General features: G+C 71.3%; 12 protein-coding genes. 6 read left to right on the forward strand and 6 right to left on the reverse strand.

Annotation, left to right across the window (positions count from 1 at the left end; genetic code table 11):
• Positions 1 to 72: 72 nt before the first annotated feature.
• Positions 73 to 1554: a pentapeptide repeat-containing protein gene (locus tag ACIGXO_RS31720; RefSeq protein WP_399793782.1), complete on the reverse strand. Its 1482-nt coding sequence runs from the start codon at positions 1552 to 1554 to the stop codon at positions 73 to 75.
• Between the two features lie 263 nt (positions 1555 to 1817).
• Positions 1818 to 3047, reverse strand: coding sequence for an acyl-CoA dehydrogenase family protein (locus ACIGXO_RS31725; protein WP_223734608.1), 1230 nt, complete (start codon positions 3045 to 3047; stop codon positions 1818 to 1820).
• A 150-nt stretch (positions 3048 to 3197) separates the two neighbouring features.
• Here ACIGXO_RS31725 and ACIGXO_RS31730 point away from each other — a divergent pair, with 150 nt between their 5' ends.
• Positions 3198 to 3839, forward strand: a complete 642-nt coding sequence (locus ACIGXO_RS31730; RefSeq protein ID WP_223734609.1) for a TetR family transcriptional regulator — start codon at positions 3198 to 3200, stop codon at positions 3837 to 3839.
• A gap of 160 nt (positions 3840 to 3999) precedes the next feature.
• On the opposite strand, the gene def is transcribed toward ACIGXO_RS31730, so the two are convergent.
• Complete coding sequence (gene def / locus ACIGXO_RS31735; RefSeq protein WP_399793785.1) at positions 4000 to 4548, reverse strand: peptide deformylase; 549 nt, start codon at positions 4546 to 4548, stop codon at positions 4000 to 4002.
• Positions 4549 to 4803: 255 nt separating this feature from the next.
• On the opposite strand from def, the gene ACIGXO_RS31740 reads away from it, so the two are divergent.
• From ACIGXO_RS31740 to ACIGXO_RS31760, 5 genes are all read left to right on the forward strand, one after another.
• A complete protein-coding gene (locus tag ACIGXO_RS31740; RefSeq protein WP_030257815.1) occupies positions 4804 to 6042 on the forward strand; it encodes a MurT ligase domain-containing protein in 1239 nt (412 codons plus the stop codon).
• Positions 6043 to 6073: 31 nt separating this feature from the next.
• Positions 6074 to 6802, forward strand: a complete 729-nt coding sequence (locus ACIGXO_RS31745) for a type 1 glutamine amidotransferase (RefSeq protein WP_031057724.1) — start codon at positions 6074 to 6076, stop codon at positions 6800 to 6802.
• Positions 6803 to 7263: 461 nt separating this feature from the next.
• Positions 7264 to 8289, forward strand: coding sequence for a 6-phosphofructokinase (locus tag ACIGXO_RS31750; protein ID WP_399793787.1), 1026 nt, complete (start codon positions 7264 to 7266; stop codon positions 8287 to 8289).
• Between the two features lie 118 nt (positions 8290 to 8407).
• A complete protein-coding gene (locus tag ACIGXO_RS31755; RefSeq protein ID WP_399793789.1) occupies positions 8408 to 9361 on the forward strand; it encodes a cytochrome c oxidase assembly protein in 954 nt (317 codons plus the stop codon).
• Between the two features lie 142 nt (positions 9362 to 9503).
• Positions 9504 to 9662 (forward strand): hypothetical protein, encoded by a 159-nt coding sequence (locus ACIGXO_RS31760; RefSeq protein ID WP_030257823.1) that lies wholly within the window; start codon positions 9504 to 9506, stop codon positions 9660 to 9662.
• An 87-nt stretch (positions 9663 to 9749) separates the two neighbouring features.
• On the opposite strand, the gene ACIGXO_RS31765 is transcribed toward ACIGXO_RS31760, so the two are convergent.
• From ACIGXO_RS31765 to gntA, 3 genes are all read right to left on the reverse strand, one after another.
• A complete protein-coding gene (locus ACIGXO_RS31765; protein WP_399793791.1) occupies positions 9750 to 11117 on the reverse strand; it encodes a cytochrome P450 in 1368 nt (455 codons plus the stop codon).
• A gap of 5 nt (positions 11118 to 11122) precedes the next feature.
• Positions 11123 to 12667 carry an adenosine deaminase gene (locus ACIGXO_RS31770; protein ID WP_399793793.1) on the reverse strand — a complete coding sequence of 515 codons (1545 nt, stop codon included), beginning with the start codon at positions 12665 to 12667 and terminating at the stop codon, positions 11123 to 11125.
• A gap of 185 nt (positions 12668 to 12852) precedes the next feature.
• Positions 12853 to 13584: a guanitoxin biosynthesis heme-dependent pre-guanitoxin N-hydroxylase GntA gene (gene gntA, locus ACIGXO_RS31775; protein ID WP_399793795.1), complete on the reverse strand. Its 732-nt coding sequence runs from the start codon at positions 13582 to 13584 to the stop codon at positions 12853 to 12855.
• Positions 13585 to 13636 lie beyond the last annotated feature (52 nt).

Consider the following 13636-nt stretch of genomic DNA (forward strand, 5'->3'; position numbering starts at 1 on the left):
GACGCCCTCCCCGGAGGGGCCGGGGAGGGCGTGGAATGTGCCGAAAGTCGGGAGCTGGGCGGCTCTGGAGGATCAGCCGCGCTTGATGCGGCCGCGAACGGCGAGCACGGCGAGGCCGAGCAGGGCCGGCTCGGAGAGGCGGGACGCCATCTCGATGTACGTACCGGCGGTGGTCAGGCCCTGGCCGGTGGCGCGGAAGACCACGGAGTGGAGGACCACGTCGGCGGCCTTCTCGGCGCGCTCCCCCGTGAACCGCTCCAGGAAGGGCCGCTGGAGCCGCGGGTGCTGCTTCCCGAGGACACCGGCGCTCGCGGGGTACGGGCGCGCGGGCGTGTCCGGCAGCCCGAACGCCATCATCAGCAGGACCGTGGCCGCCATCGCGAGAACGAGCCCGAGGAGGGCGCGGGAGGCGCGCAACCCGTACCCGGAGAGCAGCCAGTACGCCTGCAGCAGCCAGCGTTCCGCCTTGCGCCACCCGAAGCTGTACCGGCGCATCTCCATTTCGCCGTAATAGAAATCTGCGGCGCCCGGCTCGTCCTTCGCGTCCTCGCGGGCTTTGCGGAGCTGGCGGTAGGTCGTGGTGAGCGTGGCAAGCCCCGGTACGCTGTCCGGCGATTCCGGCGGATCACCCCAGGCGTGCCGCGCCGGATGGCGGCGACGGGGCAGCGTACGCCATTGCCGCTCTTCCTCGATGATCTGGCGCTTGGTGCACCAGCGGGGAATTCCCCGGCTCCACCGGACGCCTTTGGGAGCGGCGGAGAGCCGCCATTTCCCCTCGAATCTCAGCTGGTCGAGGTGGTGCGCGCCGGAGAAACGGCAGCGGGTCAGGTCCACGTCGCTGAGCAACAGCATCGAGGCGTCGACCCCGCGAATCGAGGCGATCGACACGTCGATTTCATGAGCGGCCGAGAGCGCTTCCTCGGCGGGGTGGCGGGGCGTGGACAGGTCGGTCGCCACGGAACTCGGGAACATTAGGACGGCATTGGTGAGATCGACCGTTGCCCATCGCGCGCGCAGTGCCACGGCACCCTCTAAACGCGCGGAACGGGCATCGATTCGCGCCGCCATGACGGATATCCGCAGGGTGTTACGGAATTCCGCCTCGTACAGTACGAGCGTTCCATGACAGATGAGCGGGCCCATCCAGCCACCGGCGAAAACCGCTTGGAAGAATTCCGCGTCACCGTGGAAAACCGTCTCCGCGAACCACGCCCGACCGTCGAAATGGGCGCCACCGAACCATGCCTGATCGCGAAATTCCGCGCCCTCGAATCCGGCGTTTTCTGCGAACCGTACGCCACCGAATACCGCAAGCCCCGCGAACGACGCGCCGCCGAACCAGCCACCCCGCTCGAAACGCACGCCGTCGAAGACCACCGACGCCTCGAAACGCGCCCCCTCGAAGACGCCCTCGCCGTCGAACCGTACGCGCGAGAAATCCGTATCCTCCGTGAACCGCGCGTGCGAGAACAGCGCCTCCCCGCACACCGGACGGCCATCGTCACCGCGCAGCCGCGCCAGCAGGTCCCTGACCAGCTCCGCGTCGAGCGTCACCCCACGGCAGTCGAGATCCGCGCCGGGCCGCAGCCCCGCCAAGTACGCCTCACGATCGGCGGGTTCGAGGTGTGCCAGGCACCGGCCCGCATCGGCCCGTACGCCCCTGCATCCGAGCGGATCGTCCGAAGTCGCCCCGATCCCGCAGTGGTCCCAGTCCGGTGGAGTCGTGTCCATGCGGGTGATCCGATCAGGGTGGCCCGCGCAGCGCAACGGGCCGGAACACACTGTGTGTTCCGGCCCGTTGCGAGCTGCGAGCAGCGTCAGCGGATCGGCATCCCCGCCAGCGTCCGCGCGATCACCAGTCGCTGGATCTCGCTCGTGCCCTCGAAGATCGTGTAGATCGCGGCGTCGCGGTGCATGCGCTCCACCGGGTACTCGCGGGTGAAGCCGTTGCCGCCGAGGATCTGGATGGCCTGGCCCGTGACCTTCTTCGCGGTCTCACTCGCGAAGAGCTTGGACTGCGAGCCCTCGGCCGCGGTGAACGGCTTGCCGTTCACGGCCATCCAGGACGCGCGCCAGACCAGCAGCCGGGCCGCGTCGATCGACGTACGCATGTCAGCGAGCTGGAAGGCCACGCCCTGGTTATCGATGATCGGGCGGCCGAACTGCTCGCGGGTCTTGGCGTACTCGAGGGCCTCCTCGTACGCGGCGCGTGCGGTGCCGACCGCCATCGCGCCGACCGCCGGGCGGGACGCCTCGAAGGTGGCCATCGCGGCGTTCTTCACGCGCTCGCCGCCGCCGGCCTTGGCGCGCTCACGGGCGCGGGCCAGCCGCTCGTCCAGCTTCTCCTTGCCGCCGAGCAGGCAGCTGCCGGGGACGCGGACGTTGTCGAGGACGACCTCGGCGGTGTGCGAGGCGCGGATGCCGTGCTTCTGGAACTTCTGGCCCTGGGAGAGGCCAGGGGTATCCGGCGGGATGATGAAGGAGGCGTGGCCCTTGGAGCCCAGCTCCGGGTCGACGACCGCGACGACGACATGGACGTTGGCGATGCCGCCGTTGGTCGCCCAGGTCTTGGTGCCGTTCAGCACCCACTCGTCCTTGGCCTCGTCGTACACGGCACGCGTGCGCATCGAGGCGACGTCGGAGCCGGCGTCGGGCTCGGAGGAGCAGAAGGCGGCGACCTTGACGTCGTTCACGTCGCCGTACATCTGCGGGATCCAGGTGCCGATCTGCTCCTCGGTGCCGTTGGCGAGGACGCCGACCGCGGCGAGGCCGGTGCCGACGATCGAGAGGGCGATGCCCGCGTCGCCCCAGAAGAGCTCCTCCATGGCCATGGGGATGCCGAGGCCCGTGGGGTCGAAGTACTGCTGCGCGTAGAAGTCGAGCGAGTAGATCCCGATCTTGGCCGCTTCCTGGATCACCGGCCAGGGGGTCTCCTCGCGCTCGTCCCACTCGGCGGCGGCGGGGCGCATGACGTCCGCGGCGAATCCATGGATCCAGTCCCGGACTTCCTTCTGCTCGTCGTTGAGTTCCATGATGAACTCGGCCATGACCCCTCCAGCAGTGCGTTACTTGCGGTAACAGCAGTCTGTTACTCACGAGTAAGCATGTCAACCTCAGCGACCGATATCTCCCCTCCCTTGGACAGGGTGTTACGTTGCGCGAACAGCACGAAGTCACACAGGGCGGGGAGCCGGACGATGGAAATGACACAGGAGAGCCGCCGTACGGCCAGTGAGCGCCGACGACGCGAGCTGCTGGAGGCCGCGGACCGCGTGGTGCTCCGCGACGGCCCCGAGGCGTCGATGAACGCGATCGCGGCCGAGGCCGGGATCACCAAGCCGATCCTGTACCGGCACTTCGGCGACAAGGGCGGCCTGTACCGCGCACTCGCCGTACGCCACACCGACGCCCTCCTCGCCGGCCTGCGGGCCGCGCTGGACTCCCCCGTACCGCGCCGGGACCGGGTCGAGGCGACGCTCGACACCTACCTCGCGGCCATCGAGGCCCGGCCGCAGGTCTACCGCTTCCTGATGCATCCGTCGGACGAGGGGCAGACGCCGGACAGCGGCTTCGACGTCGGGCGGCACTCCGCTCCCCTGCTGCGGCGGATGGGCGAGGAGCTGGCGCAGGTCATCGCCGAGCGGGTGGACCTGGGACCGGTCGGCGACGAGCTGGCGCGGGTGTGGGGCCACGGCATCGTCGGGATGATGCACGCGGCCGGCGACTGGTGGCTGCGCGAGCAGCCGTGTTCGCGGGCGCAATTGGTACAGCATCTCGCGGACCTGCTGTGGGGCCGCCTCGCGGCAGCGGGCGACCGCCCGGGCGGACCGGGGTTCTAGGGACGGGGCTCCAGGGACGGGGCTCCAGGGACGGGGTCCCAGGGGCTGGGCCGAGCCCTGGGGCTGGAGGTGACGTTTCGCCTCCTGGGCCCCCCTTGTACCGGGGAACGCTCCAGTGGCAGCTGTGGTGCCCGATCCGCCCGCGATTCCCGCTTTCCCGCTACGCGCGCCCCGCCGCCCACGGCGCCCTGGCCGCCGCCCGCAGTGCGCGGCGGCGGCGCAGGCCGGTGAGGTGGTCGACGTACAGGCCGCCGTCCAGGTGGTCGCACTCGTGCTGCAGGCAGCGGGCGAAGAAGCCGGTACCGGAGATCCGGCACGGCTCCCCGTCCAGCGTGACGCCCTCGACCACCGCCTCGTCGTGGCGCGGCGTACCGGACTCGATCCCCGGCAGCGACAGGCACCCCTCGGGGCCGCGCAAGACCTCGCCGTCCACCGCCACGAGCCGGGGGTTGACCACGTGCCCGAGGTGGCGGACGTCCTCGTCGTCCGGGCAGTCGTACACGAACACCCGCCGCGCGACGCCGATCTGATTCGCGGCGAGGCCGACACCCCGCGCCGCGTACATCGTCGCGAACATGTCCTCCACCAGCCGGGCCAGCTCCGGCCCGAAGTCGGTGATCTCCTCGCACGGCGCGTGCAGGACGGGATCGCCGAGCAGCCGCATGGGGCGGACGCGGCCGGAACTGCCGGGGATGGTGCGGTGTCGCATGGGGGCAAGAGTACGTTCCGGCCGCTGAGCAGCACCGTTCCGGCCCCCGCGACCGATGGCCGCCGACCCGTCCGGTACGTCGCTTGTGCGGGACCCGGGTGCCCTCTCACGGGTGGTCTGGTTCGGGCCCCGGCGCGGAAATCGATAGGCTGATCCCCAACCACAGCCTCCCGGCCGGCCGGGCCGGTACGGAGGGGCGTTCCACCGGCGGCCTCGGGGGCAGGAGGGCGCCGGATGCAAGGAGGATCTAGGACGATGGCAGGCAACACGGACCCGCTGTCGCCGCGGGCCAAGCTGGCCGTGACGGCGGGCAGGGCCGCGGCGGCGGCGTCGCGCGCGGTGGGCCGCGGCAGCGGATCGGTGATCGGTGGCAAGGTCGCGCTCCGGCTCGACCCCGACCTGCTGGCCCGGCTCGCCCAGCACCTGGACGTGGTCCTGGTGTCCGCGACCAACGGCAAGACCACCACGACGCGGCTGATCGCGGAGGCGCTGCGGGCCAGCGGCCCGGTGGTCTCCAACGCGCTCGGCGCGAACATGCCGGCCGGCATCACCTCGGCGCTGGCCGGGGGTTCGGACGCGAAGTACGGCGTCATCGAGGTCGACGAGAAGTACCTCGCGGGCGTTGCCCGGGACGTCACCCCCAAGGCCATCGCGCTGCTCAACCTTTCGCGTGACCAGCTCGACCGCGCCGCCGAGACCCGCATGCTGGCGGAGAAGTGGCGCGAGGGGCTGGCCGGTTCCAAGGCGCTCGTCGTCGCCAACGCCGACGACCCGCTGATCGTCTGGGCGGCCTCCTCGTCCGCCAACGTCGTATGGGTCGCGGCGGGCCAGGAGTGGAAGGACGACGCCTGGTCGTGCCCGTCCTGCGGCGGTGTCATGCAGCGTCCGGGCGACGACTGGTTCTGCGGCGAGTGCGGCTTCCGCCGCCCGACGCCGAGCTGGGCGCTCTCCGGCGACCACGTACTGGACCCGCACGGTTCGGCCTGGCCGATCAAGCTGCAGCTGCCCGGCCGCGCGAACAAGGCGAACGCCACGACCTCGGCCGCGGTGGCCGCGGCCTTCGGCGTGCCCCCGCAGGTGGCCCTGGAGCGGATGTACGAGGTCCAGGCGGTCGCGGGCCGGTACGACGTGGTCTCCTTCATGGACCGCGAGCTGCGGCTGCTGCTGGCGAAGAACCCGGCCGGCTGGCTGGAGACGTTCTCGCTGATCGACCCGCCGCCGACGCCGGTGATCCTGTCCGTCAACGCGCGCGGCGCCGACGGTACGGACACCTCCTGGCTCTGGGACGTCGACTACACCCGGCTCGCCGGCCACCCGATCTTCGTGATCGGCGACCGCAAGCTGGACCTCGCGGTCCGGCTGGAGGTCGCGGGCCTGGACTTCCAGGTGTGCGAGAACGTCGACGAGGCCGTACGGAAGGCACCGCCCGGCCGTATCGAGGTCATCGCCAACTACACCGCCTTCCAGGACCTGCGCCGCCGCGTGGGCAACTGACCCGATCCGCAACGGACAAGGACGAGCGAGCATGAGTGACAACAGCCTGCGTCTGGTGTGGATCTACCCGGACCTGCTGAGCACGTACGGGGACCAGGGCAACGCACTGGTGGTGGAGCGCCGGGCGCGGCAGCGTCGGCTGGACGTCCAGCGCCTGGACGTCCGCTCCGACCAGCAGATCCCCACCTCGGGCGACATCTACCTGATCGGCGGCGGCGAGGACCGGCCGCAGCGGCTGGCCGCCGAGCGGCTGCGCCGGGACGGCGGCCTGAATCGGGCGGTCGCCAACGGCGCGATCGTCTTCTCGGTCTGCGCCGGGTACCAGATCCTCGGCCATGAGTTCATCAACGACCTGGGCGAGCGCGAGCAGGGGCTCGGGCTGCTGGACGTGGTGAGCACCCGCGGCGAGGGCGAGCGGTGCGTCGGTGACGTACTCGCCGACATCGACCCGGAGCTGAACCTCCCGCCGCTGACCGGCTTCGAGAACCACCAGGGCGTCACCCACCTCGGGCAGACCGCCCGCCCGTTCGCGAAGGTACGGTTCGGCAACGGCAACGGCGTGGGCGACGGCTACGAGGGCGCGTGGAACGACACCGTCTTCGGTACGTACATGCACGGCCCGGTGATGGCCCGTAACCCGCACATCGCCGACCTGCTGATCAAGCTGGCGCTGGACGTCAACGCGCTGCCGCCGGTGAGCGACCACTGGTACGAGGCGCTGCGCCAGGAGCGGATCGCGGCGGCTACGCAGCCGGCGTGAGGCGCGAGACGCAAAGCGAGACGTAGAGCGAGCCGTAAAGCAACGTTTCGGCGCGAGGCCCCCCTTGCCGTGTCAACGGGCGAGGGGGGCTTTGCGTGCCCGGGGTGGGGCGTGGGGCGTGTGGAAAGAGGGATCCCGGAGGAGCTCCAGATAAAGAGGGCCCGTGAGAGGCCCGAGGTGACGTTTCGTCTTCTGGGCCCCCCTTGTATTGGGGAACGATTCAGGGGGCGAAGTGGTGCCCGGAACGGGAGAGGTGTCCAGGACCGGGAGGGGTGTCCGAGGGGCTTGTCCGGGCCAGTTCGGTGCGCTCAAGTGTGGCCGGGATTGGCGCATGTGAGGGGGCGGATTCCCGTAGTGCGGGCAGGCGCCGCGGAGGGGCGCGCCGCGCTTGTAGGGTGTGCGCATCCAACCGGACGACGGGGTCCGGTCATCCGGTTGAGCTGCAGAGGTTTCTACGAGTAATGCGTATTGGTGTACTCACCTCCGGAGGCGACTGCCCCGGTCTGAACGCCGTCATCCGCTCCGTCGTCCACCGTGCCGTCGCCGACCACGGCGATGACGTCATCGGCTTCGTCGACGGCTGGCGCGGCCTGCTGGAGTGCGACTACCGCAAGCTCGACCTGGACGCGGTGGGCGGCATCCTGGCCCGTGGCGGCACCATCCTCGGCTCCTCCCGCGTACAGCCGGCCCACCTGCGGGACGGCGTCGAGCGGGCCCGCGGGCACGTCGCCGACCTCGGTCTGGACGCGATCATCCCGATCGGCGGCGAGGGCACGCTCAAGGCGGCCCGGCTGCTGTCGGACGCCGGCCTGCCGATCGTCGGCGTGCCGAAGACCATCGACAACGACATCGCGTCGACCGATCTGACCTTCGGGTTCGATACGGCGGTCGGCGTGGCCACCGAGGCGCTGGACCGGCTCAAGACGACCGCCGAGTCGCACCAGCGGGTGCTGATCGTCGAGGTCATGGGCCGGCACACCGGCTGGATCGCGCTGCACTCGGGCATGGCGGCCGGTGCGCACGCCATCGTCGTCCCCGAGCGCCCCTTCGACATCGACGAGCTGAGCGAGCGGGTCGCGGCCCGGTTCGACGCGGGCAAGAAGTTCGCCATCGTCGTGGTGGCGGAGGGCGCGAAGCCGCGCGCGGGCTCGATGGACTTCGAGGTCGGCGGCAAGGACATGTACGGGCACGAGCGGTTCGCCGGCGTCGCCCGGCAGCTGGCCGTCGAGCTGGAGGGCCGGCTCGGCAAGGAGGCCCGTGCGGTGATCCTGGGCCACGTCCAGCGCGGCGGGACCCCGACCGCGTACGACCGCGTGCTCGCGACCCGCTTCGGGTGGCACGCGGTGGAGGCGGCGCACCGCGGCGACTTCGGGATGATGACCGCGCTGCACGGTACGGACATCACGCTGGTGCCGCTGGCGGAGGCCGTCGAGACGCTGAAGACCGTACCGGGCGACCGGTACGCGGAGGTGGAGACCGTCCTCTAACCCGCTCGCCCACTCGTACAGGTAGTTGCCCCTCGTACGAGCCGCCCCCGGTCACCGTGCGTGCCGGGGGCGGCTCTAGGCTGGTCGCGGAGCATTGGTGCGAATCAGGAGCGAGCGGATGGATCACAGCGGGCACGGCATGATGATGGATCTGCCGCCGTTCACGCTGGGGCGCGGGCTGGAGTTCGGCGGCGACGCGTTCTTCCTCGTCGGATGCCTGCTGGGGCTGGCGCTGTACGGCTGGGCCGTGCTGCGGCTGCGGCGGCGCGGTGACAGCTGGCCGGTGAGCCGGATCGTGGCCTGGGTCGTGGGTGTGCTGACGGTCGCCCTGGTGATGTGCACGAAGCTGAACGATTACGGCATGGCCATGTTCAGCGTGCACATGGTGCAGCACATGGTGATCAGCATGCTGTCGCCGATCCTGCTGCTGCTCGGCGCGCCGGTGACGCTGACGCTGCGGGCGCTGCCGACCGCGGGCCGCGGCCGCAAGGGCCCGCGTGAGCTGCTGGTGGCGCTGCTGCACAGCCGGTACATGCGGATCATCACGCACCCGGCGTTCACGATTCCGCTCTTCATCGCGAGCCTGTACGCGCTGTACTTCACGCCGCTCTTCGACTTCCTGATGGAGTCGCGGACCGGGCACATCGCGATGATGGTGCACTTCCTGGCCGTGGGTCTGGTGTTCTTCTGGCCGATCATGGGTGTGGACCCGGGTCCGCACCGGCCCGGCTATGTGATGCGGATGCTGGAGCTGTTCGCGGGGATGCCGTTCCACGCGTTCTTCGGCATCGCGCTGATGATGGCGTCGGAGACGATGATCAAGACGTTCCAGCACCCGCCGGCCTCGCTGGGGGTGGACGCGCTCGCGGACCAGCAGGCGGCGGGCGGCATCGCCTGGGCGTTCAGTGAGATCCCGTCGGTGCTGGTGCTGATCGCGCTGGTCTTCCAGTGGTACACGACGGAGAAGCGGCAGTCGGTACGTAAGGACCGGCAGGCGGACCGGGACGGCGACAAGGAGCTGGCGGCGTACAACGCCTACCTCGCGTCGCTGAACGCGCGCGGTCAGGGCTGAGGCCCCGGCTCCGTCCGTTGGCCGGACGGACGGCGCGGAATCCGACGAAAGCTGGCGGTGCGGGCCGCGGCCGGGGAACATGTCCCCAAGGCCGCGGCCCGTGGCATATCCCGGTACGGGCCGCCGTGAGGAGGGTGCCAGGATGCCCGGATCGGCTAAGGCGATGGCAGGGTGCACGGTGGGCGGGCTGATCCTGGCCACGGCGTACACGGTGGCGGTCGGCAGCAGTGGCTGGCTCTGGTTCGCGTGGGTGGTTCTGGCCCTCGTGACGGTCGGGGTGGTGGCCGGGAAGCGGTGGTGAGCCCTTTTCCCGGCCTTCCCGAGCTCTTTCCCCCGGCCTTCCCGGGCTTTCTCGGCCTGTCCGAGCGCTTCGCGGCCGTCCCGAACGCTATGCGTACCGCACGGTCGCGTGCAGGGGCTCCGGCGGCTGGAGGAGCAGGCCGACGCGGGGGTCCGGGCCTGCGGGGGTGACGTCGAGGTGGCAGTGCTGGGCGAGGGTGGCGAGCAGGAGCGCGGCCTCGACCTGTGCGAAGCGGGCGCCGAGGCAGGTGCGCGGGCCGCCGCCGAAGGGGTACCACGCGTGGTCCGGTACGGGGTCGGGTGCTTCGGGGTCCCAGCGTTCGGGGCGGAAGCGGGCGGGTTCGGGGAACCACCGCGGGTCGCGGTGGGTGGTCCACTGGCTGCACCACACGACGGTGCCGGCGGGGATGCGGGTGCCGGCGAGGGTGGCGCCGTCGCGGGCGACGGCGGGGATGAGCCAGGCGGGCGGGTAGAGGCGGAGGGCCTCCTTGATGATCTGCCGGGTCCACGGCAGCCGGTCGTAGTCGTCGATGGTGGGCGGGCGCCCGGCGAGGACCTCGTCGAGTTCGGCGGTGAGCCGTTCGCGGGCCTCCGGTGAGCGCGACAGCAGGTACCAGGTCCAGGTCAGGGCCGTGGACGTGGTCTCGTGTCCGGCGGCCCAGAGGGTGGCGGCCTCGTCGCGCACCTCCTGGGCGGTCAGCGGCCGGCCTTCTTCGTCGCGGGCCGCCAGGAGTCTGCTGAGCAGGTCGTCGCGGTCCTCGGTGTCGCCGTGCTGCTGCCGCGCACGGATCAGCCGGTGCACTTCGGCGTCGATGGTGGCGATGGCCCGGAGCAGGCGGCGCCGGCCCCGGGTGCGGATCCAGCCCGGCAGGAAGAGGGTCCCGTTCCGCAGTTCGGCGCCGATGCCGTGTTCGGCGACGGCCATGGCCTCGCCGAGCGCCCGGGTGCGGTCGCCGAGGTCGTTGCCGAACAGGGTGCGCAGGACGATGCGCTGGGTGAGCAGCGCCATCTCGTGGCGTACGTCGATGCGGTCGCCGTTCTGCCACTGTCCGGCCGCGGCCTGGGCGCACTCGACCATGGCGGCGGCGTAGCCGCGGACCTGGCGCGGGCGGACGGTGGGCTGGACCAGGGACCGTTTGCGGCGCCAGTCGCTGCCCTTGCTGAGGATGAGGCTCTGCCCGGTGAGCTGCTTGAACGCCCAGCCGATCTCGAGGAGCTCGAAGGTGCGCTCTCGGGCGGCGAGGAATTCGGCGATGTGCGTGGGGTGGAAGAGGAACAGGCTGCGCCGCGGCCCGAGGGACCAGGTCACCGCGTCGCCGTACTCGTCACGCAGCCGTACGAGGAAGCCCAGCGGGTCCCTGCCGAAGGCGGGGAGGTTGCCGAGGAGGGGCAGGCCGCGGGGGCCGGGGACGGGCTTCAGAGGGACGGGTGTCGGGGAGGCGGAGGGCGGGTGCACGGGTTTCAGCTCGTCCCGCGCAGTACGCGCTGCTCGAAGCGGTGGAAGGCACTCTCCAGCCGCCACTGCAGGCGCGCCTTGAGGCCGGTGGCCGGGGAGCCGGCGGCGCGGTCGTGGCGGCCGGGGCCGGGCAGGAAGGCTTCCTCGAGGGAGGTGCGGGCGAGGTCCTTCAGCTCGGGGTAGCTGAGGTGGTACGTGGTCGCGGCGCGCTGGTATTCGTGGCTGATGTCGGTGCGGGAGATACCGGGGTCGTCGGTGGCGAGCGTGACCGGTACGCCGGCCCGGCGGTAGCGCGGGAAGGGGTGGTCGGCCCCGCTGACGCCGAGGATCTGGGCGTTGCTCGTCAGCGGCGATTCGAGGGCGATGCCGTGCTGGGCCATGGTGCGCAGCAGCTCGTCGGCGCCGTCCTCGTGTGCCAGGTCGACTCCGTGGCCGATGCGTTCGGCGTGGCCGGTGTGTACGGCTTCGCGGATGTGGAAGCGCAGGTCGGCGGGTTTGACCAGGCCGGGGGTGAGTTCGCCGGCGTGCAGGGTGATGTGGGCGCGGGGGTAGACGCCGTGCAGGTGGTCGAGCATCCGCATGTGGAGCCGGTAGTCGCGCAGGGCGACTTCGCCGTCCTCCGGTGCGACGAGGTTCACGGCGACGAACCGCCGGTCGCGTTCGGCCAGCCGCATGCCGAGCGCGAGCTGGGCGAAGACCTGCTGGGGAGCCTCGGCCCGGATGGCCTGGGAGATGAAGCGGACGGTCACGCGGCAGCCGGGCGCCGGGGTGCGGGTGCCGCAGTGGGCCGTGCGGCGGAAGACGGCCGTGGTCCGGTCGGCCTCCCGCCGGGCGTCGCGCACGACTCGGTCCAGCTTGCCGTCGGCCAGCAGCGCGCGGTGCATCCGGGCCGGGTCGGTGTCGTACCGGACGCCGGCGGCCAGGCGGTGCACGGCGGCCGAGGCCGGGCTGATCATGGTCTCCAGGTACGACTGGTGGTTCTCGGCGGTCGTGCCGGCCACGTCGGCCAGCAGCTCGCCGGGGTGCCGCTTGACGACCGCGTCGAATTTGTCGAAGGCGGCGAAGAAGTGATCGTGGCCGGATGTGCCGGGCGGCAGGTCCTGCATCGACCAGGCGCGGATGAGCCGCTGCCGGAAGGCGGGGTCGGTGCGGGTGTCGGCGGCGGGCCGGGTGCCGGGGCGGCAGGGGGGCGGCTGGGCCGTGTCGGTCCGGTCGATGCACAGGCCGTCCTGCGCGGCGAGCCGGACGAGCAGTTCGGTGGAGGCCGCGCCGGTGAGGTGGTGGTGCAGGTCGCCGCCCTTGGGCAGGGCCCGCATGAAGGCCCGGAGTTCCCGCGGGTGGTGCCGGATGGCGTCCAGGTGTGCGTCGACGCGCTGCTCGGCGGGGGTGGCGGGTCGGCCGGGCGGTGGTGGTGTCGCGGCGGCGTCCGGTACGGCGGGCAGGGCTGCCGCGCCCAGGGAGGCGGCGGCCAGGAGGGCCAGTGCGGTGCGGAGGCCGGGCCTGGGGCGGGGTGTGGGAGCGCTCCTGCGGAGCCGGTTGCCGAAGATCACGGTGCATCTTCGGCACGCCGGGTGGCCGGGTGCGACCTGACAGGCCGCGGGCGCGGCAAGGCCACCCGGTCGGCACAGCCACGGGGACGGCGGGCTGCTCGGCACAGCCACGGCACAGTGGCCTGCTCGGCACAGCCACGGGCAGGGCGGCCCGGTGGCTGTACCGGTTTTCAGCGGCCGGGTTCCTATGCCCCCGAGGCGGTCAGCTCGCGCTCGCGCTCCTCCGCCGGCTCCCGCTCGGTGTCCATGGCGGCTTCCCGGCCGGCCTCGCGGGCGGCGAAGGGGCACTGCCAGTCGGCGGGCTTGGGGCGGCCGGAGTAGCGGCGGGCCTCGGAGAGCTGCTCGTACTCGTACAGGTTGGGGTTGATGTCCCCCTGCAGCTTGATGTCCTGCTTGCGTATTTTGTCCGCCAGCCGGTCCCACATGCCGGCGCCCTTTATCAGGTCGAACTGCTTGTGGGAGTTGAAGGCCAGCATCGGGAAGGGAGGCCGACGGCCCCAGCGGCGGTGCGTCTCGTGCAGACCTATGACGAAGAAGGGATGGCCGGCCACGCTGAACGCGAACTGTCCGGACTGCGGATCGGAGGAATAGCCCTCGGCCCAGCGATGGGATTCCGCGTCCTGCTCGTGGAGCAGCTGCAGCTGCTCCCAGAGAAGCTCTTCGAACCGCAGCTCATCGACGCCGCGAGGTTCCTCGAAGGTCGCGATGAAGCTGGTGAACGTCTTGGGGCTCCAGTCCGCCGAACCGACGAATTCCGCGAGGTCGAGCGCCATCAGCCGGGCGGCTTCCGTACTCCCCATCCGGTCGTAGTGCCGGTGGGTGATACCGCCCCGGCGCCAGGCCGATCGGCCCGCCAGACAGGCGAACCGCTCCCCCAGGATGAACTCCTCGACCTTGCCACGCGCATCCGCCGTCATGGCCAGCCTTCCTTCCAATTACGTGCCTCCTCAAAGGGAGATCGTTCCGCCG

This window comes from Streptomyces sp. NPDC053542, from assembly GCF_044544685.1.
GTDB lineage: Bacteria > Actinomycetota > Actinomycetes > Streptomycetales > Streptomycetaceae > Streptomyces.